Annotated in this window: 17 protein-coding genes and 2 tRNA genes; 15 read left to right on the forward strand and 4 right to left on the reverse strand. The window is 44.6% G+C overall.

Translation table 11 applies throughout. The features are described from left to right. Positions 1–182: 182 nt before the first annotated feature. Positions 183–1,355, reverse strand: a complete 1,173-nt coding sequence (locus U9Q77_04355) for a DUF5009 domain-containing protein (protein ID MEA3286589.1) — start codon at positions 1,353–1,355, stop codon at positions 183–185. Positions 1,356–1,878: 523 nt separating this feature from the next. Here U9Q77_04355 and U9Q77_04360 point away from each other — a divergent pair. From U9Q77_04360 to U9Q77_04370, 3 genes are read left to right on the forward strand one after another with little or no spacing between them, the layout of a single operon-like run. Further along, positions 1,879–2,667 carry a hypothetical protein gene (locus tag U9Q77_04360; protein MEA3286590.1) on the forward strand — a complete coding sequence of 263 codons (789 nt, stop codon included), beginning with the start codon at positions 1,879–1,881 and terminating at the stop codon, positions 2,665–2,667. Further along, the gene (locus tag U9Q77_04365; protein MEA3286591.1) at positions 2,664–4,613 is read left to right on the forward strand and encodes a fumarate reductase flavoprotein subunit; all 1,950 of its coding nucleotides are present in this window, start codon (positions 2,664–2,666) and stop codon (positions 4,611–4,613) included. Before U9Q77_04360 ends, U9Q77_04365 begins: the two co-directional genes overlap by 4 nt. Then, positions 4,613–5,359: a fumarate reductase iron-sulfur subunit gene (locus U9Q77_04370; protein MEA3286592.1), complete on the forward strand. Its 747-nt coding sequence runs from the start codon at positions 4,613–4,615 to the stop codon at positions 5,357–5,359. Before U9Q77_04365 ends, U9Q77_04370 begins: the two co-directional genes overlap by 1 nt. Positions 5,360–5,602: 243 nt before the next feature. Here U9Q77_04370 and U9Q77_04375 read toward each other — a convergent pair whose 3' ends face one another. The 3 genes from U9Q77_04375 to U9Q77_04385 form a co-directional block, all read right to left on the reverse strand. Then, the gene (locus U9Q77_04375) at positions 5,603–7,564 is read right to left on the reverse strand and encodes an FG-GAP-like repeat-containing protein (protein ID MEA3286593.1); all 1,962 of its coding nucleotides are present in this window, start codon (positions 7,562–7,564) and stop codon (positions 5,603–5,605) included. Between the two features lie 217 nt (positions 7,565–7,781). After that, the gene (locus tag U9Q77_04380; GenBank protein MEA3286594.1) at positions 7,782–9,017 is read right to left on the reverse strand and encodes an anthranilate synthase component I family protein; all 1,236 of its coding nucleotides are present in this window, start codon (positions 9,015–9,017) and stop codon (positions 7,782–7,784) included. Between the two features lies 1 nt (position 9,018). After that, a complete protein-coding gene (locus tag U9Q77_04385; protein MEA3286595.1) occupies positions 9,019–9,579 on the reverse strand; it encodes an aminodeoxychorismate/anthranilate synthase component II in 561 nt (186 codons plus the stop codon). Between the two features lie 150 nt (positions 9,580–9,729). Here U9Q77_04385 and U9Q77_04390 point away from each other — a divergent pair, with 150 nt between their 5' ends. The 12 genes from U9Q77_04390 to U9Q77_04445 all read left to right on the forward strand — a co-directional run bounded on the left by U9Q77_04390 (position 9,730) and on the right by U9Q77_04445 (position 20,624). Beyond that, positions 9,730–9,873: a hypothetical protein gene (locus U9Q77_04390; protein ID MEA3286596.1), complete on the forward strand. Its 144-nt coding sequence runs from the start codon at positions 9,730–9,732 to the stop codon at positions 9,871–9,873. Then, positions 9,873–10,505, forward strand: a complete 633-nt coding sequence (gene yidD, locus U9Q77_04395; protein ID MEA3286597.1) for a membrane protein insertion efficiency factor YidD — start codon at positions 9,873–9,875, stop codon at positions 10,503–10,505. The genes U9Q77_04390 and yidD overlap by 1 nt, the downstream gene beginning before the upstream one ends. A gap of 483 nt (positions 10,506–10,988) precedes the next feature. Then, complete coding sequence (locus U9Q77_04400; GenBank protein MEA3286598.1) at positions 10,989–12,251, forward strand: ectonucleotide pyrophosphatase/phosphodiesterase; 1,263 nt, start codon at positions 10,989–10,991, stop codon at positions 12,249–12,251. Between the two features lie 103 nt (positions 12,252–12,354). Beyond that, entirely contained in the window at positions 12,355–14,544 is a 2,190-nt protein-coding gene (locus U9Q77_04405) for a hypothetical protein (GenBank protein MEA3286599.1), read from the forward strand. Positions 14,545–14,555: 11 nt separating this feature from the next. Further along, a complete protein-coding gene (locus tag U9Q77_04410; protein MEA3286600.1) occupies positions 14,556–15,458 on the forward strand; it encodes a serine hydrolase in 903 nt (300 codons plus the stop codon). A gap of 135 nt (positions 15,459–15,593) precedes the next feature. Further along, entirely contained in the window at positions 15,594–16,460 is an 867-nt protein-coding gene (locus U9Q77_04415) for a 3'(2'),5'-bisphosphate nucleotidase CysQ (GenBank protein MEA3286601.1), read from the forward strand. Next, entirely contained in the window at positions 16,450–17,151 is a 702-nt protein-coding gene (thyX, locus tag U9Q77_04420) for an FAD-dependent thymidylate synthase (protein ID MEA3286602.1), read from the forward strand. Before U9Q77_04415 ends, thyX begins: the two co-directional genes overlap by 11 nt. Positions 17,152–17,350: 199 nt before the next feature. Further along, a complete protein-coding gene (locus U9Q77_04425; GenBank protein MEA3286603.1) occupies positions 17,351–18,595 on the forward strand; it encodes a 6-phosphofructokinase in 1,245 nt (414 codons plus the stop codon). A gap of 247 nt (positions 18,596–18,842) precedes the next feature. Continuing rightward, positions 18,843–18,915, forward strand: a tRNA-His gene (locus U9Q77_04430). 68 nt (positions 18,916–18,983) lie between these two features. Continuing rightward, positions 18,984–19,055: transfer RNA gene (locus tag U9Q77_04435), tRNA-Glu, on the forward strand. A 159-nt stretch (positions 19,056–19,214) separates the two neighbouring features. Next, positions 19,215–20,183, forward strand: a complete 969-nt coding sequence (locus U9Q77_04440; GenBank protein MEA3286604.1) for a phosphatase PAP2 family protein — start codon at positions 19,215–19,217, stop codon at positions 20,181–20,183. Positions 20,184–20,237: 54 nt separating this feature from the next. Continuing rightward, on the forward strand, positions 20,238–20,624 hold the full coding sequence (locus U9Q77_04445) for a GNAT family N-acetyltransferase (GenBank protein MEA3286605.1): 387 nt from the start codon (positions 20,238–20,240) through the stop codon (positions 20,622–20,624). The last annotated feature ends 163 nt before the right edge of the window (positions 20,625–20,787 follow it).

Consider the following 20,787-nt stretch of genomic DNA (forward strand, 5'->3'; position numbering starts at 1 on the left):
AACGTGAAGGTTTATAGTCTAAAGATTTCAAAATTCTACATTTGTTAATCGATGTTCAGAATGAAAATCCTCAACATTCAGATCAATTGTTTCTGAATCCTGTCCCCCTCTATGTTTATATATTTACGTTTCACTACGATGCACAATTCAAATTATCATGGGTAAACTTCTGAATTCTGATTTTAAATCTTCACAAAAATTTTCTTATAATACAGATACCACAGAATCCCCAGCCAGAACAGGATAAAGGTAATTGCAAACAGGAGTGAGCCATTCAATTCACCTGCCAGTGGAACAAAGAAACCGTTGTATAGCGCGTGTTTGATCGAAATGATGGCTCCTTCTGAATCAGTGGTTTTTATCCGATACATCAATCGTCCAATGATTCCAGATCCCACAAATACCACCAGGGGATTGCTGCCGAAAACAATGGCAGGTTTGGTCCAGAAAGTCATTTTTTTTACATCGATAAGGTAAGAGGAAATAACGATCATCAGGATTGCCAGTCCATCCATGACGATAACATAGGAAACCGTCCACAATTGTTTATTAATTGGTTCTATCAGGCTGAGCAGTGATCCTGCAATAAAAAGGATGATTCCAATTACAGTCAGATTTGTCAATTTCTCCTGATGGCCAATTGGACGACGTAGATATTCACCCAGCCAAAAGCCACTCATGAGTGTTACCGCTGCCGGCAGGGTGGATAACAGGCCCTCTGGATCAAATGGCAATCCCATACCGCCGTATATATGAGCTTCACCCAGAATGAGGATATCCAGATAACGGACAAAATTATATTCCAGCTCAAAACTACCGGCACCCCAACCTTCAATTAGCGGAACCCGCATAAAGAACTCGTAGATCAGGATGAGTACTGCAACGGACAGAATCCTATCCCTGTTTTTCGGGAAGTAAAGAATGATCAATCCACCGATCAGATAGCTCAAGCCAATTCTTTGCAAGACGCCCACAAAACGCAATGTTTCAAATCGGCGGAATATGTCGAGGAATTCAAAATCAGCAGCCATTTGAGCATTAAGCGGGATGTTGAATGGGAAACCATTCAAAAACAAACCGAATCCGATGATGATAGCAGTCCGGGACCAGACTTTTTTCTTCAAATCCCTTACATCAGCACCAGCTTCCACCCGTTTTCCGAAACTGAGCGCCATGGCTACACCCACAATAAACAGGAAGAAAGGGAATACCAGATCTGTTGGTGTCCAACCGTGCCATTTGGCGTGTCGAAGCGGACCATATATGTGGGACCAGCTACCCGGATTGTTGACCAGGATCATGAGACCAACTGTCAATCCCCGAAAAACATCCAACGATATCATCCGACCTTTCATACACTCTCCTTTAAAGCTTTATTAATTGCCACAAAGACACCAAGTCACAAAGACGCATATTGGGAAGCCATTGCGTGGTTTAGTATTTTCAAGATAGTTTGGTATCTATGCACTCATATAGGATCCAAAATAGGGTTAAAGTGAAAAATAGCCACATTAGATTTTGGAAAAGTCATGCAAACAGCCAATTGCTTGCTTCGCAAGAATTCATATGATGCAAGACATCTCTCCCCTCCAAGAGAGATACCCACAGAGGAGGGGGGGTTCAAAAGTCCAACATTTTGATTTCAGCCCTCAAAACATCGATGAGTGAGAATAATATCAGAATTCTCAGGATGAAAATAATCCCTCCAATCACATCAAACTGGTTTAATATTTGCTTCGAGCAATCATGAATAATCCACATCAGTTAGCTAAATGGTAAATTGATGCAGTGAGTTCACACTTGAAATTTGGACTGGGAAGTTGTTATTTATCCCGTGTTTGATCAACTTAGCCTTAACCATAGATTGGAGCTAGTATCGTGACAGGTATTGATACTGAACTATACCCGAAAGCAGAAACTCGCCATAGTCAGCAGAGCAGTGCTTTTAAAAAAGCCAAAAGAGCTTTGCTGGATGAACGCATCAGTGCTCTAACTGGAGCCTTTTTGGCATTTTTTATTCTAGGTCACCTCATACTGGAAAGCAGTATTCTGGTGAGCGCCCAACTATATGAAGATATTGCATATTTCATGGAACATACTGTTCCCATGGCGCAGCCCCTGATCTTTATCGTAACCATCGTCTTTTTTGTTCACTTTGTCTGGGCCGGAAGGAAAATCCCGGGCAAATTACGGGATCGCAAAATAATGTTGGAATTGGGTAATAAACTAGAGACTTCTCGTAAGGGTTGGCAGCAAGATCCCAAATCTGCAATAAAGCTACGCTCTCATTTTGAGACCTCACTGTGGATCACACAGGTCCGAACCGGCATGATCGTTCTGGCTACCGGAGCTTTTCACCTCTTCCTGGTTATGTGGAATATTTTCACTGATATGGGAATCGTTGGACAAACCGTTGGGTTGACCATGGAAGTTGCTACTTCCCGTGTGGAAAGTGGGCTCTGGATTTTGTATGCAATTCTTATGATCAGTGTTGTTGCTCACATGGCCATTGGCGTTTACCGGCTGTTGGTCAAATGGCTGGCTGACACCTGGTTTGTCCGCAACTATGCCAAAGCACTTTTCTACTTACTGTTTTGGTTCTACACGATCTTGGGAACTGCTACTGTACTGGCTATGGCCGGTTCACTGAAAGGAATTCTCTCATGAAAGTCATAACCACAGAAGTACTTATTATAGGTGCAGGTCTAGCGGGTGAGCGAGCAGCAATTGCCAGCGCTCAGGCTGGACTTGATGTAACCATGTTATCCCTGGTTCCCCCAAGAAGAAGTCATTCAGCTGCTGCGCAAGGTGGTATGCAGGCCTCTTTAGGTAACTCAATTAAGGGAAAAGGTGATAATGCCACTATTCACTGGCTGGATACTGTAAAAGGCTCGGATTGGGGTGCAGATCAGGAAGTGGCTCGAATTTTTGCTGACAATGCGCCCATCGCCATGCGCGAAATGGCCCATTTTGGGGTACCCTGGAATCGGGTCGAGGGTGGTCCTCGTGATGTTTTTATCAAGGGCAAGAAAACAACTATTGTTGAAGATTTTGATAAAGAAGGCCTCATTACTGCCCGTAGTTTTGGTGGAACTGCCAAATGGCGAACCTGCTATACTGCAGATGGTACAGGCCATACTGTCTTATACGCTATGGATAATTTGGCAGTGCAATTGGATATCACTATTCATGACCGAATGGAAGCTCTCAGCCTGATTCACGAGGATGGCATCTGTATGGGTGCCATTGTACGTTCCCTGAGAACGGGTGAAATCATGGCCTACATGTCCAAAGCTACAGCCATTGCCACAGGTGGTTATGGCCGGATCTATGGTGAATCAACCAACGCAATTATTAATGAAGGCACTGGCTCCTGGATTGCCTTGCAAACCGGTATCGTTCCTTTAGGTAATATGGAAGCAGTCCAGTTTCACCCAACAGGAATTGTTCCTACGGACATTTTGGTAACGGAAGGTTGCCGTGGTGACGGTGGTTTACTTCTTGATGTTGATGAATATCGCTTTATGCCCGATTATGAGCCTGTTGCTCAGGAGCTTGCTTCCCGGGATGTGGTTTCACGACGGATGAAGGAACACATGCTTAAGGGTAAAGGTATTAAAAGTTCCTACGGAGAACATCTTTGGCTGGATCTGCGGCATCTTGGTGCTGACCATCTACACACTAAGCTACGTGAAGTATATGATATTTGTATGTACTTTGTTGGCGTAGACCCCATTAAGGAACTAATTCCCGTAAGACCCACACAACACTATTCCATGGGAGGTATCAGAGTCAATAAGGACGGACACGCTTATGGTTTAAAAGGTTTATTCGCTCTGGGTGAAGTATCGAATTGGGATATGCACGGCTTTAACCGTTTGGGCGGTAACTCGCTGGCGGAAACAGTGGTTGCCGGTATGATTGTTGGTAAAAAAGTTGCTGCTTATGCCCAATCTGCTGAGTTGAATGCAAATGGAACATTAGCGGAACAATTTGCCAAACAGCAAACTGATAAAATCGCTCATTTGATGAACAATACAGGTAAAGAAAACGTCTATAAAATTCGTGATGAGATAGCTTATTTCCTCAGAGAAGATGTTCATATTTTCAGAACTGGTGAAAAACTGCAAAATGCTGTTAATGGTCTTAAGGATATCCTGGGTCGCATTGATCAGATAAAAGTTCAATCAACTGCTCCTGGCATGAATCCTGAACTTTCACAAGCGCTTCGTATCGAAGGTATGGCCAAGCAAGCTTATATTATCGCCAAGGGTGCTTTGTTAAGAACAGAATCTCGTGGAGCTCACACCCGTGAGGACTATCCTGCTCGTGATGATAAGAACTGGTTGAATAGAACCCTGACTACCTGGCCAGTGGGGGCAGACGAGCCTGAATTCAATTATGAACCTGTGGGTCAGTTGGACCTACCTCCGGGTGATCGTGGCTACGGTGGGGGGCAAATGGTTGAAATGGATTTGACTTTGGAGGAATACAATGCCAAGGTCGATGCGGCACAAACCGCATTTGGTAAACACCCAACGTCTGAACCCATGGGAACTCGTATCCCAAAAGAAGCCTGGCGTGAGGAATCACCCTATAAGGATGCAAAATAATGGCTCGTATACTAACGTTTAAAATATTCAGATATAATCCAACCAAAGATAATGATGAACCACATATTGAAAGTTATGAGCTGGAAGAAACGCCTCGGTTAAATGTGTTTACAGCATTGCATCGGATTCGTGAGCAGCAAGCACCAGATATGATGTTTGACTTTGTCTGTCGAGCTGGTATCTGTGGGTCCTGTTCCATGATGATCAATGGTCGTCCGACATTAGCATGTCGCACTTTGACATCTGATCTGACTGATACTATTGAGCTTTTTCCACTACCATTTTTTAAATTGCTGGGCGATTTGTCTGTGGATACAGGAGTTTGGTTTCATGATATGGCCAAAAGGGTGGAATCCTGGATTCATACTCAAAAAGAATTTGATCCTGAAGCCATTGAAGAAAAAATGGATAACGCCACTGCGATCAAAATATATGAAGCTGATCGCTGTATCGAATGTGGATGTTGTATTGCTGGTTGTGCTACGGCCCAGGTTTACCCTGATTTTCTCGGAGCCACTGGCCTTAATCGGATTGGTCGCTTTATGTTTGATCCTCGGGACCAACGAGGTGAGCAGGAATGGTTTGAGTTGGTCTCAACCGATGTCGGTGTTTTTGGATGTATTGGAATGATGGCTTGTGACGATGTCTGTCCCAAGGATCTGCCATTACTGGAGGTTTTTGCTTACATTCGCCGTAAGATGAATTCCGGTGTTCAAGTTGCTGTGAAGGATCTTGAGCTTACATAGCGCGTTGCATGTTTGGGTTAGGAGATTCCTGAACTTGTCGAAGAGGCAGTAAAGGATTTGCAACTATCCTAACATAATCTGAAATATGTTTGGCTACGCGAAAACAGGTTTCATGTACAATAAGATTCAAAACTCAGGGCTGACAATTGTCAGCCCTGAGTTTTTTTAGCCAAAACCTGTTTTCAGGGAGCAGAACGAGACAAACAGGTTTCAGGATTTTATTCCTCCGGAAACGGGTTGGATTTACTGTAAATATACCATCTTAATCACATCACTTAACCTGCCAGCTGTGAATCTGGCAAAGTACACACCAGTACTGACCTGGAGATTGGCGTTGTTCAAGCCGTTCCACCTCACGGTGTGCTGACCAGCAGATCTATCAGCTTTCAGAAGATTCTTTACCACGTGACCCTGGACATCATAGATAATGATTGATACATCAGCGCTTTCCAGTAGATCATACTTGATCGTAGTGGTCGGGTTAAATGGATTTGGGAAAGCTGGATATAGTTTGACCTGCTGTGGTTGAACAGGAGACTCATCAATACTCACGATCGCTAGATTTTCATAATAATTAAAGGTGCCGTCGTAGTTTCCAATAGCCAGGTCCAGATCCCCATCACCGTTCAGATCCACCAGAGCTGGTGTGGCATTTTGACTGGCAGTTAACCCGGCAACCTCATCTGGATACTCTACCCAACTACCGCTTTCATAACTAAAGAATTGAATTTCATGAAACAGATCACCTGTGATCATATCTAAATTACGATCCAGATTTACATCACCCAAAGTCAGGATCGCATTACTGCCCACATCGAAACCGCTGAACAGACCGAGGTTTTCAGTCCATTGGGCATCAGCGGCCGTACCAGTGTTTTCAAAATAGGATATGCCGCCATCTTCCCGGCCAATGAACAGATCCAGATCATGGTCAAGATCAAAATCATATAACCGGGGACTGGACCATCCACCAGCATTGATCCCGGAGAACATCCCGGACTGGTAGCTAAACCCGTTCTCAGTATTATGATGATAGTAAAGGTTACCACTGAGATCACCCACAACCAGATCGATCAGACCATCATCATCCAGATCACCGGCAGCAACAGCTGAATAAATGGAATGATCAATACTGCTAAAGATACTGTGATCGGCGCTCCAGGCTGGTCCGTACATATTACCAGTATTTTCAAAGTATTTTAGGTCACCCATCTGACTACCACTGACCAGGTCCAGGTCTCCGTCCCCATCAAAATCAATGAATACGGGATTACTGGCACCACCCACATCCAGGACCCCGCCAAATAGCGAGGTGACGGCTGTCCAACTGGCTGAGCTATTGGTACCGCTATTTTCGTAGTATTGCAGTGGACCTGAAGCAGATCCATGCACCAGATCAGGCTTGCCATCTCCGGTGAGATCGACCAGGCAGGGAGAGTTCCAATAAGTGGTTTGACCCACACTGGAAAACTGCGTGCTGGCATCACTCCAGTTCCAATTCGATTCATCACCATCGTTACGATAATAATAAAAACCATAGCCATCCCGACCAACAAGCAGATCAGTATCTCCGTCAGAATCCAGGTCAGAGAACCAGGGATAAGCGTACAAGCCAACATCGAACCAGGTTTCAGACTCACTCTCCAGGAAAATGGCACTCTCTGACGTTCCCAAGTTTTGGTAATAGCGCACATTGCCGCTTTCACTGTAGCCAACCACCAGGTCATTGTCTCCATCATTGTCCAAATCAGCAAAATGGGGGACGGGGTTGGTGCCCACACTGAGATCGACGAAAAAATCATCAATTCGAACAAAATCTCCATTTACTGCATCACCGATATTGTCATAGAGTTGGAGCCCGGTAAACCCACCAGAAATAAAATCCAGGTCACCATCTGCATCCAGATCGATACACACACCCACCTCACAGTCCAGCTCCTCAACCTCAGCAAACAGGTCTGCACCAGGTTGAAAATGAGGGCTGCTTGCTGATCCAGTATTTTCAAAATAGCGGGGTGCAGCACTGATACTCCCCAGGATCAGGTCCTGATCACCATCACCATCCAAATCAGCAAAACGCGGTTGTGAGAATGGCAGGGACGGAATGCCACTGGGGTTAAAGATATTATCATTCTGTTGCCACATCTGGGCATATCCCAGACTTGTTAAAAGCAAGGTGCTGATCAGATATTTAATAAATGGCATGAGTCTCTCCCTAAGGGTTTGTTTTTCAGATCAAACGTATAATACTAAATTGGATTTCAAAAGTGCATCATAAAGTTAAAACATTTTTACTTCACCTAAGAAATGGGTAAAGTGCTTGAGCATAAATCAAGTTTGATGGGATTTATTCTGACTGGCCTATTCAATGCTTTGTTTGATATCCACGAAACACCCCGGCTTGTCCTGACAGAGTAAGATATCACTCAAAAGTTGAGGCCTTCACCAACAATTCCTCCCACTCACCTTGCCAGTCAGAATCAATAGTAATACCGCCTCCACTTCCCAGGCTTAGCCTGGATCCTTGCTGGACCAACGTGCGGATCGCAATATTAAAGCTGAAATCACCATCCGGGTGAAAATACCCCATGGAACCAGTGTAGATCTCTCGTGGAGAATTCTCCAGCTCATCGATCACTTCTAAGGCACGCCGTTTGGGACACCCGGTAATTGAGCCACCGGGAAACATGGACAATAAAGCCTCGATCGGCTGGAGTCCCGCGTTTAGTTTGCCGGAAATTCGTGAATAAGTGTGCCATACCCTGGGTAGTTTTCTCAGTTTCTTTATCGCCTCAAGCTTGATGCTGTTTATCTCGCAGACTTTCCCCAGGTCATTGCGCAATAGATCAGTAATCATGAATAGTTCTGCCTGTTCCTTTTCACTATTCAGCAATTCAAGTCTAAGGATATTGTCCTCGGTCTCATCCTTGCCTCGGGGACGGGTGCCCTTGATTGGCTCAGTTGTCAGAATTCCATCAGCATAGTGTAAAAACAATTCAGGTGAGAGTGAATGGATCGCCAAATTGTCCTGTTGAAAATAACAGGCATGTGCGGCGGGGTGATGTCTGATCATTTTCGAGTACAAAGCTCTAGAGGCAGTCTCGGTCTCAGCATGGAGCCGTTGGGTGTAATTGATCTGATAGAAATCCCCGGCTCGTATATAATTGTGGATGAGTCCAATATTCTGAGCGTATTCGTTCTGCCTGACCGAGGACTCAAAGTGCAGGGGAAGATATTCACTCAGTGGATCTGGATCTTTATTAAGTAATTGTATAAGTGTTTCTTTAAAAATGCTGTTTGAACCAATGATATTTACAGTTTCTGGCTCAATTTCCAACCAGTTCTCGAAGACATGAAAAATGGCCAGGGGCATTTGTCTTGAGTGTCTTGAAGGAAGTTGATGCAGGTTGAGTCCCAGATCATAGCTCAGATAACCGGCACACAATTTATCCCGATGCTCATGCAGAAATGATCGGAAGTCAGGCAGTTGTGTTATTTTTTCAAGGATGAATGTTTGGGATGGATTGAAAGCCATTAGCTGCCGCCAGGTACTCCTGTCATTACCATCGGTTCTAAATATTGCCTGTGTGTCCTGAGGTAGGCGTGACCACAGGTCGGCAAGTTGATCATGGGTCAGATAGCCTGTAATGTCGGTCATTCTAAAGTACCAGGAAATTGCTGATTATCTGATCGCCGATAGGATCCATCAGGAAGGATTCCGGGTGAAATTGAAGACCAAAAAGGGGCAGAGATTGATGCTCCATGGACATGATATCGCCTGACTCATCCGTGGAAGTAATGGTGAACCCTTCTGGAACACCATCGATGGCCAATGAGTGATACCGGGCAGCTTGAAATGTTTCGGGAAGCCCCTTCAATAATCTGGAGCCGGTTTGAGTGACAGCTGTGGTTTTTCCAAAGATCAGTTTTTTGGCAGATGTGATGTGCTGACCAAATGCAAGCGCCAGACACTGATGACCCAGGCAGATTCCCAAAATGGGTGTTGATCGATGGAAAGATTGAATCACAGGGATACAAACACCAGAGTCCAGTGGTGTTCTGGGGCCAGGACTAATGACAATTTTATCCGGTTTAAGGGCTTGAATTTGCTCCAGGTCAAGCTCATTATTCTTGATGATCTCACTTTCACCACCCAATCGGGCTATCTGTTGATACAGGTTATAAGTAAAAGAGTCGTAGTTGTCGATAAGAAGTATTATTTGTGAATCCTAATTAGCATTACATAATAATTTTGGAATTTTTAGTTACCGATATCAAATTATTGGGAAAATTAAGCAATTCACAAGCAATGTACGCCAACAGAACATGCCAGGGAACAATTAATAATACCAACCGTCAGGAAAGGACACATGAAACAAGTTTCAATCACTCAGCGCCACCAGCAAGGAGCCAATTGGTTGCTTGTCATCTATTTGGACTTCGGATTTCCTGAAAATGATCTGGCAAACCCAGACGATGGAAAACCAACCCTGATCTTTTCCCAGGGTTTGTAATGCGGACACTCCCAACGTTGCTGATACTAATCTCTCTCACCGTCTCCGGGCAGGAGCTAACTCCCCTGGATTCTTTATACGCAGGTGATTCACTTGGTCTTGGAATGCAGATTATCCTCAAACCCATTCAATGGTGGCAGCATTTCAGTTACTCTCAGCCTGCTCTGAACTGTCAATTTGAAAGTTCCTGTTCCAATTTTATGGTTGAAGCGCTTCAACAGAAGGGTCTCATTTCCGGATTGATCGTTGGCACTGATCGGATCGTCCGTTGTAATCCTGCTGCTCGACATTACCATTTGCAACAACCCCATTCACAGATCAATTATGATGGTCGCTTATTAGATCCAGTTGATTGGACTGCAGTGGAAAAACCAGGTAAAAGCCCTGGGTTGGCCGTTGCTCTATCCATTGTTCCCGGGTTGGGCAGAACCTACGCAGGACATCCCATGGACGGATTTTTCAGTTTGCTTTTGGTGGGTGGATTCGCTTTTAATACCTATAACCAAAGTCTGGCCGAAAACCCAATCCGGACAGGACTTAACGCCGGGTTCATGACCCTGTTCTGGGTCGCTGATATCTATGGCGCTTACCGGACTGCCAAAATGGCACCGTCAGATAATTCCACACCTTGATATTTCATTTGACTACAAATTATTGAAAAGAACAAACGCCCATTAATCAAGGTCCTGATGTGTGAAAAGCTATTCTGAGTCCCAAGTTGGTATTCTATCAATTGGTCTTTAAAACACGCACTTTGCGTCTTCGAGAGAGTGTAACGAACGTGGCGATCTCCAAATATCAATTGCATTTCCAAAGTGCACGATAAATTCAAGGGATCACCCTACACTTTGCAAGTTACGGGAGACAAGGTTTTTCCAGCAACGAATAGAACACGCACTTCGAAGTGAAATTGGCATTGTCGTTCCCCTCAGTTTTATCCGCGAAAATCTGCGAATATCTACGGCTAAAATGAAAGGGCTTGAAACACCTGCAAAAATGGTTTGAAAAAATTTGCAGTATTGAATTGGCAGCCACTTTACAATAGATTAATCGTCTTAAACAAAGAATGAAATCCGGTCTCAAATTGGGTAGACCATAAGCTCGTTAGGGGAATTATGAAAAAGATTAAATTTGCACTTCTTACCCTGATCATCCTGGCCTTGGCCGGTATTGTCATCACTTGCAGCAGCAATCCGTACGTTCAAGAAATTCCGAAAGAACAGTACGTTGTGATGCTCTCCCTGGATGGGTGTCGTTGGGATTATCCCCAGATGGCCGATATGCCCAATCTGGAATCCATTGCTCGCCGGGGTGTGAAATTGGAGTCGTTACAACCTTCCTTTCCCAGTAAAACCTTTCCCAATCACTATAGTATTGCCACAGGACTTTACCCGGATCATCATGGAATTGTCCAAAATTCATTCTATGACCCCAACATGGATGCGTACTATAAAATTCGAGATCGTGAAGCAGTAGAGAATGGTGATTTTTATGGTGGTGAGCCAATTTGGGTAACCGCCGAAATGCAAGGACTTAAAACAGCCTCTTTCTTCTGGGTGGGTAGCGAAGCACCGGTAAAAGGTGTTTATCCTTCTCGCTGGAAACGATACGATCACAATTTCCCATACGAAGCCAGGGTCGATAGTGTCATAGCCTGGCTGCAATTACCAAAATCCGAACGACCCCGCCTGATTACCTGGTATTACCCAGAGCCAGATGGTGTCGGTCATCGCTATAGTCCGGAAAGTCAGGAAGTGATAGATCAGGTAGAGTACCTTGACAGTTTGATCGGTGATTTTCTCACAAAATTGGCAAAATTACCCATCGCCGATCAGGTCAATGTTATCGTGACTTCAGATCATGGCATGGCCCGCATTTCAGGTGATAAAGCCATTTATTTTGATGACTATCTCCAGACTACCTGGCTGGATACCTCATTAGGCTCAAATCCAGTGTGGATGTTTGATGCCAAAGAGGGTTTTGTTGACTCTGTTTATCTAAACCTTAAACGGGTTGACCATCTGCAAGTCTGGAAAAAAGACAGCATCCCTGAGAATCTCCATTACGGTTGTAATCCCCGAGTTATGGATATAGTCGCTACTCCGGATATCAACTGGAGTATTGGCTGGCGTAAGCGTGAATTACCGCCAGATTTTGTAGGTGGCACCCACGGTTATGATCCCCATTATAAAGAAATGCATGCCATCTTTTATGCAGCTGGTCCGGCTTTTAAAACTGGCTTTGTGCATCCTCAGGTTGAAAATGTGAACATTTATCCGCTTATTGCCAAGATTCTTGATCTGAAACCAGCCAAGACTGATGGTAAGCTTGAGAATATAAGCCGAATACTGAAACCTAAACTGCTGCTGGATGACTAGGTATGTTTGATCTGGTCTTCCCAGGTGGACTCTATTTTTTTGGGGGAGTGGTCGTGATCTTACTGACTGTTTATCGTTGGATAAATAAGGCGAACAAGTGAGGATGAGAGCTTCAGGATCTGTTCAACGCATGTTGTTTCTCACAGCCCTCCTTGTGGGGCTCAACTCCTGCTATTTACCGGACATCCATTTACATGAAACCCTCCGGCCTCTCCGCAAATTATTCAATCAGGAACGAAATTATTGGACGGATAGAATGGAGCTTAAAGGGGTAACGGGGATAGAACTGGTCTATTATAAAAATGGTCGACCTGCCCTCCAACGTTATTTCAATAAAGCCGGACTGTTGGAAACAGTGACCTATCTGGGCCGCAATGGTGCGCCGATCAGGCTGGACTCCCTGGCTTATTCAAAGGGTCAGCTGATCGCTGGTTATTATTACTCAGAACCGGGTCACAGTCTGAGCTTGCGTTTTCTGAACTACAAACAACAAGGTCAGCTTAGTCAACGATCCTGGTTCGGTAGTGCAGGAGAACTGCTAAGTCGTGAATTCTTTCTATTTGATCGCAATGGTCATCGTCGCACTCGCATGATCTTCGATGAAAATGATGTACTGCTCTATTCTGAAACCTATAACCCCAAGCTTGATCAACTCGATGTTCAGAATACTTATGCGGACAATGGAGCCTTGGTGAGTCAGGTACGGTATGAACCGAATCAGTCAGCGTATCGCTATGATTTTGATGCTTTTGAAAGGGTGATCAAGATAACTGATCTGAATCATGCTGACATTCCGCTTTGGTCAAACGATCTGCTCTATGATGAGGAAGGCACCTTAAAACAGTGTAACTTCAGCACCAACGACCGTTTTTTGTTCACTTATCTGGGAGATCTGGAGTTTTATCGCCAGACCATGCGTAACTGGAAACATCCGGCCCAACCGGGTACTATAGATCGACAATTTAAAATGGGTCATCAGGATCCTTTCGTTGTTGAAAGAACCCGGGATAGTCAGGGGTATCAGGTTGTTGAATACAGCTTGCCCAAAACGGGAGCCTTATTCAAGCGGAGCATTCTGGACCAGCAGAACAAGCCGGTTTCTGATACTTTGTATACCGGCAGGGGAATGATCACACCGGTAAGTGTGGTGAATTATGATCTCAAGGGTTTGGTAAGCAGTGAAGTGACCTATGATCTTGAAGGAGAACCTAAATGGAAGCATACCTGGTTTCGTGATGAGGCCTCCCGTGTAATTCGCGAAGAGCTCATTGCCTTACCAGATACGTTTAGTGCAGCTGTAACCCGTTTTTATGATCCCTTTGATCTGCCGGCATTGTCAGAACAGTTCAGCTCACCGGATTCCTTTGATGGCAGTTGGGTGTTTTTTCAGGGAGGAGGCATCAATAAGACCCTGTATTACAATGATCTATCTGTTCTGACAGAATCCTGGTCTTTTCGCCCAGCTGGTGATACCATCCAGCACTCCCGATTTCAAGCTCTGGACTATTTTTATGTTGAATCAAAATTAGGTGTTTTGGACACACTACTGTCCCAACGCCGGTTTACTCCGGATGGAATTCTGGATTGGGAATTATTCTTTGATGGAGCAGGTCAACTTTTACAGGAGATCCATAAAAAGAAGGATGGGAGTATCTTCCGGAATGTGAGCTATAATCCAGAGACCCGCGTGATCAAAAGCAGCACCTTTGCGCCAATTGAGTATGATCAGATTCCAGCTGGCAAAGAATTGAAAGGTGAAATTGCCTCTCAGGTAATCACCCGTTTAAATGCATCAGGTGAAATAGTCCAGGTTATCTCAAGAAACTCCAGTGGTGAAATAGACTGGGAGAAACGATACGCTTTCCGAGGCGGTCGTCTGGTGAAATCAGCTCAGTTGGGACCTGATGGGAAACCGGCAGTCATCTCCAGTTATACTCATAATGAAACTGGACAAGTACTGACAGAAACGGCTCTGGATTCCACTGAGAATTTGGTGCACACCGTTGAATATCGGTACAATGAAAAGCAGGAGATGATTTGGAAAACCTTCTCATCTGTACTTACTGGAACGATCAGTTCCAATCGTTTTTACTATGATGATCAAGGTCGTCTCTACCGCAATGAGATCATCGAGGCACAGCGTTTTATTGAGGCAGTTGAATATACATATTTCCCGGAATACACCTTACGCATCGCTACGCACTATGACCCGGATGGTGAAGTTTTGCGTAAAGGGATAGAAAATTATTTTGGTGAGAACATTTTTTCCTCAGCACCTGTTGAAAACAAATAAAGGAATTCCAGATGAGAGCTCAGCATACTTTAGCAGTGATCATGAGTTTTATGATGCTTGCGTGTGTCGGGAGTCAAAGGACTGATCCAATTGAAGAATCTCACGAGGTTGGTATTGCCTATCTGAATCTGGAAACCGGCGAGATCATGGCTTACAATGCTCAAACCCTTTTTCATGCTGCCAGTACGATGAAAACACCAGTTATGTTTCAGCTATTCAAAATGCGTGATGAGGGAATCATTGATCTGGACCAGAAGATTCTGGTAAATAATAGTTTTTCCAGTATTGTGGATGGCAGTTTATTCAGTTTGCCCATAGAATCTGCACAAGATGAGATCCTCTTTCCACAGCTTAACCACTATTTGAGCTATTATGAATTGATCGAAAAAATGATCACTCACAGCAGTAATCTAGCCACAAATATTCTCATGGAGTATACTGGGGCTGATTCCATAAGCAAGACCCTGAATGCACTTGAGGCAAGTGGTGTACTTGTCCTGCGCGGAGTGGAAGACTTGAAAGCTTATCGGATTGGTTTGAATAATGTTACCTCTGCCTATGGTATGATGAAAGTGATGGAAGCAGTATATCGGTCAGATCTGGTGGCTGATAGTTCCCAACAGGAAATGATCGGTATTCTAAAACGACAGGAATACAATGGGATGATTCCCGCAGGATTACCAGAGGATGCCGTGATTGCCCACAAAACAGGATCCATCACCCGAATCGCCCATGATGCTGCCCTGGTATTTCCAGCCAATGCCCCGCCATTTGTATTGGTGATCCTGACTCGTGGCTGGAATGATCACACCAAAGCTCAACGAGTAGGTGCCCGGATCGCCAGTAAAGTCTATCAATATCATCTGGGTCAACTGGAACGGACTGATATTGTTATCCCCGACCTATTTAAGTAGAGGTCAGAGACGGATCTCCTGATTCTGCATGAATAGTTCTCTCCTCGGGAGATGCCACGAAGTGGCAGAGGGGGTTATTATTAATCCGGCCCACTATGACGGAGTTCCAAAGCGAATCATCCAGCAGAAACCGGTTTGCCTGCAAATAAAATCCTGAATTCCGAACTGGCACCATGGGGTGCAAAATGTTATGATACGCCCATGATAAATCTACACACTTTAGCTACTGATGCAGCTCTGCAGGCTGGCAAGATTCTCCTCAAATACTACAAAAATGATTATGAGATTCAAGAGAAGGGATACCACAATCCGGTAACCACTGCTGATCATGAAGCCGATGCCTTCCTCAAGGGATTTCTCATGCAAGCGACCCCTGATTTTGGCTGGTTGTCCGAGGAAACGGTGGATTCTGACGTACGTCTCGAAAAAGAATATGTTTGGATCGTAGATCCACTTGATGGAACCAAGGAATTTATCGAAGGCGTTCCACATTTTGTGGTTTCCATTGGTTTGGTTAAGAATGGTATTCCAGTATTGGGGGTTCTGTATAATCCGGTACGTAAAGAACTGATTCGGACGGATCGTGCTGGTGTCGTTTGGTTTAATGAGGAGCAAACTGGGATCTGTCAGGCAAAAAAGCTGAAAGAAGCAGGCTGTTTAAATAGTCGATCCGAAACCCGTCGTGGTCTCTGGGAACCTTGGTCAGGCGAGTTCAAAGAGTTGATCCCTATTGGAAGTGTAGCCTACAAATTGGGTCTTACTGCTACCGGTCGTCAGGATTTCTTTGTCACACTCCGACCCAAGAACGAGTGGGATGTTTGTGCTGGGCACGCTTTACTGCTGGCAAACGGTGGTTGCATGAAGACCAATACAGGCCAGGAGATCAAATATAATCAAAGAAAAACTGTGATCGAGCCGGGTATGACTGGTGGTAATCCTGATCTGGTCAGATCCTTTATAAAGAGATTCAATGAACGCGAAGGGAAACAGGATGGGCAGTGATTCAAAACAATATGAAGCATTTGATGTTCTGGGAGATGGGATCAGTTTTGTGCGTCTGATCAACACCATGGGGTCTGATGTTGAGATCGTCAATGGCGCCCGGGTTTCATTTGGAAAACGACGTGAAGAATTGGATGAAAAAGATCAGGTATTGATCCAGTATTTGGCTGACGAACGACACACCTCTCCCTTTGAGCATGTTGCCTTCACTTTTCATATTAAATGTCCCCTGTTTGTGACCCGTCAATGGCATCGTCACCGCACCTGGTCCTATAATGAGATCAGTCGTCGCTACACATCCATGAATCTGGAGTTTTATATTCCAAAAACCTACAGACAACAGGCCGAAACCAATCGACAGGCCAGTACAGATGAATTATTGGTGGAGACCAAAAACGGTCGGAATATCCATGACTTGGTTACTTCTCACACCACAGAGGCGTTTGAGTTTTATGAATCTCTCATGGAGCAGGGGGTGGCCCGGGAACAGGCCAGGATGGTTCTTCCGCAGAATATGTACACCGAGATGTATGCCACTGTGAATCTACACAACCTGATCCATTTTATTGAGTTGCGTATTCACACGGGAGCTCAATGGGAAATTCAGCAGTTCGCTCTAAAGTTGTTGGACCTGGCTGAAGAGGCTGCTCCGTTCGCTATCAAGGCGATTCGGAAAGCTCGAAATTGGTAGATATAGAGTTAGGTGTTCCTTTCTGGACGAGCGGCAGCGGAGTGAAGAATCTCAGAACCTGGGCATTGCTGCGTCGGTCAGAGATCCTTCGTTTCACTCAGGAAGACGAAACTGAATGCTATTTGATAGAATCTTTGCGTCTCTGCCTCTGCAAGAGTCGCTTTTTCAACAGAAAATTTAACAATGGAGATACAAAATTATGGCTAAAGCAAACGCAATCTATGCCCAATCCGGAGGAGTAACCAGCGTCATTAATGGATCTGCTTATGGCGTTATCAAAGCAGCCCGGGAATCAGGAATCATCGATAATATTTATGGTGGTCTTTATGGCATCAATGGTATTCTGGAAGAAAACCTGGTTGACATTGCCCAGGAAGATTCCAGAGACATCGATAATTTACTATTTACTCCGTCTGGAGCTTTCGGATCATGCCGCAAAAAACTTCCCTCACTGGAAAAAAATCGCGCTGATTTTGAGAGAATCATCGAGGTCTTCAAGGCGCATGATGTGCGATATTTCTTTTATAACGGTGGTAATGATTCAATGGATACGGCCTATAAGATCTCTCAGCTTTCCCATGATATGGGCTATGATGTCACCTGTATCGGTGTCCCAAAGACCGTTGATAATGATCTACCGGTAACAGATAATTGTCCCGGTTTTGGTTCTGTGGCGAAATACAATGCCGTTTCTCTCCGAGAAGCCTCTTTTGATGTGGCATCCATGCATCATGATAGCACAAAAGCTTTCGTAGCTGAGACCATGGGCCGACATGCCGGCTGGATAGCAGCGTCCACCGCCATGGCTGCCCGTAATGAGCAGGAGGGTCCCCACATAATTTTGCTACCAGAGATTGCTTTTCGAGAGGAAGCCTTTCTAGCTGAAGTTGAACGGGTTCGATCCCAAATTGGTTACTGCGTGATCGCTGTTTCTGAAGGATTGCAGAATGAGGCCGGTAAGTTTGTTGCAGATGCCGGTACTGTGGACATGTTTGGTCATACTCAATTGGGTGGCGCAGGCGATTTTATTGCAAATCTGATGAAGAATAAACTGGGTATTAAAGTTCATAATGCGTTGCCAGATTACTTTCAGCGCTCAGGTCGTCATATAGCATCTAAAACAGATGTGGAACAGGCTATTGCTGTGGGTCGGGAAGCGGTAAGATTGGCAGCTGAAGGTCTCAATGGTCAGATGGTGACCATCGTTCGAGAATCTGATACTCCTTATTCCTGGACTGTTGGTCATACGGATATAGCCAATATTGCTAATCAGGAAAAAGTGCTTCCGGCAGAGTATATCCGTGAAGATGGGTTCCATATTACTGAGGCTTTCAGGACTTATTGTCGTCCCCTGATCGAAGGTGAATTATGGCCGGAGTATGCTGGTGGGATTCCAGTTTATACTAAGTTGAAACGCAATCTGGTCCCCAAAAAACTGGGCTGATAAAGTTTCTTTAAGCGCGAATTACCCGAAGTTCACCAAAAACTGGCTTAATTAGTCTTTGCGGGAGAGTGAAACGAGCGCGGCAATCCACTTTTATTACTACCAAATGATAACGTAATATCTAGCTAAAAAACTCTGTGATCTCTGTATCCTCTGTGGTTAAAGTGCCGTCCTGATTCACACAATAAAAGCCATTGGAGTAACATTTGCTCCCGTCTATATTGACCCGCTTTTTAAAGTTTGCATGGTGGGCGTAGCTCAGTTGGTAGAGTGCTAGATTGTGGCTCTAGTTGTCGTGGGTTCGAGCCCCATCGCTCACCCAATGTTTCGGCGATATTTTATTTGTGATTCGCATGAATTATAATAGTTTCGCAGCGCTTTATGAGCTGGCTCCTTCGTCTAGTGGTTAGGACTCGAGATTTTCATTCTCGCAACAGGAGTTCAATTCTCCTAGGAGTCACAAAAAACCCGATCATCCGATCGGGTTTTTTTATTTCATTAAAATGATTGAAATCTATGTTTTTAATCAACCTTCCACGGCTTTATTGGCAGCTACCCATTTATGCCAATTGATGAATTGAGGTTTATATCCAGACTCCTCACATTACTTTGTTGCCTGATGCGACGCTATACTCAAATAAAAGCTTACTTGCAGACCCTGCGAATTGAAGAGGTCATTGGCCTGATCTTTATTCTGCCAACTCTGTTGATCACCATCTATGCCAACCTGTATTTTTTCCTGGATGAAACCCAACGTTCAGTCAAGCTGGAAGGAGGCTTGTGGCGGATAGGAATCACCATCATTCTGGTCATCTGGTTCTATGGGTTCCTCTGGTTTCGACCTGACCGAAAGATGGTTCGCTGGATTCGTGATTTTGGTCCCTTTCTATTTGTTATTGCGATTTATACCAATCTCCATGATACCATTCATTTCATTAATCCCAATGATGTTCACTATGCTCTGGCAGCCATGGACGAATGGATCTTCGGGGTTCAACCCACAGTCTGGGCTGAGCAATTTTACCATCCCCGCCTTACCGACTGGCTTTCATTTGCCTACATGAATTACTATTGGATCACCTTGATCCTGGTTTTCTGGCTCTATTGGAAACAGCGTTATCCAGAGTTTCGCAACATTATGTTGACCATGATAATCAGCTATTTTATTGGTTTTTTTGGCTATGTGCTTTTCCCGGCAGCATCCCCTTATCTGGTAATACCTGATCTCTATAGCATTGATATCTGGAAGGGCACTTCCCTAGTGTCTGAATCGATGCAGGCAATTGTAAGATTATCTCCAGACCGAGCCCGCGATGCTTTTCCATCATTACATAATGCCATAACTCTATTGACCATGATCATGGCCTGGCGCTATAACAAACTCATTTTTTGGACCCTGCTACCCATAGCGATCTCTCTGGTTGTGGCAACTGTCTATTTGCGCTACCATTTTGTGGTGGATATCTTAGCTGGTTTTCTAGTGACTTTTATAGCGCTCTATATTTCCCCGAAATTAGACAACTCATGGCATGCTTATCAGAAACGGCAGGGCGCTGAAGCAGATGTTGATCCAATTATTCCAACTTGAGCAATGAACAGTTCTGATCAAATATCAATAACGATCATTCAGTCGGATACAGAGATGACACGAGCTCGCAGAATTCGTCAAGTCGTTTTTGTTGAGGAGCAACAGGTCTCACCGGATATCGAGTATGATAAGTATGAGGATACTTCAACTCACATTCTGGCCGAGATCAATGGTGAGGCTGTGGGAACTGCCCGCTGGCGGAAAACTGAACAGGGATTCAAATTGGAGCGTTTCGCTGTGCTTGCCGATGCCAGAGGACGAGGAGTTGGTGAAGCCCTGGTATCATTTATTTTGGCTCGAATAGATCCCCAGGCTAGCATCTATTTAAACTCACAGGTCTCGGCCATCGGTTTTTATAGCAGATCAGGGTTTCAGGCAGAAGGTGAGGTTTTCTATGAAGCAAATATCCCCCATCGCAAAATGGTGTATCAACCCAAATAACTAAACAATTGGTATTAGTCAATCTCGTGGTGTGTGATTAGTTGCCGGAATATTTGTTCATTAGCACGCCCAATACTGCAAAATCCCACGATTTCATAAACCCATTGAACTCCTAAACTCATAAAACCCAACCCCCCCCCAACTCAGTAACCTCCCAACCCCC

The sequence above is a fragment of the Candidatus Neomarinimicrobiota bacterium genome, assembly GCA_034716895.1.
GTDB lineage: Bacteria > Fidelibacterota > UBA8477 > UBA8477 > JABMPR01 > JABMPR01.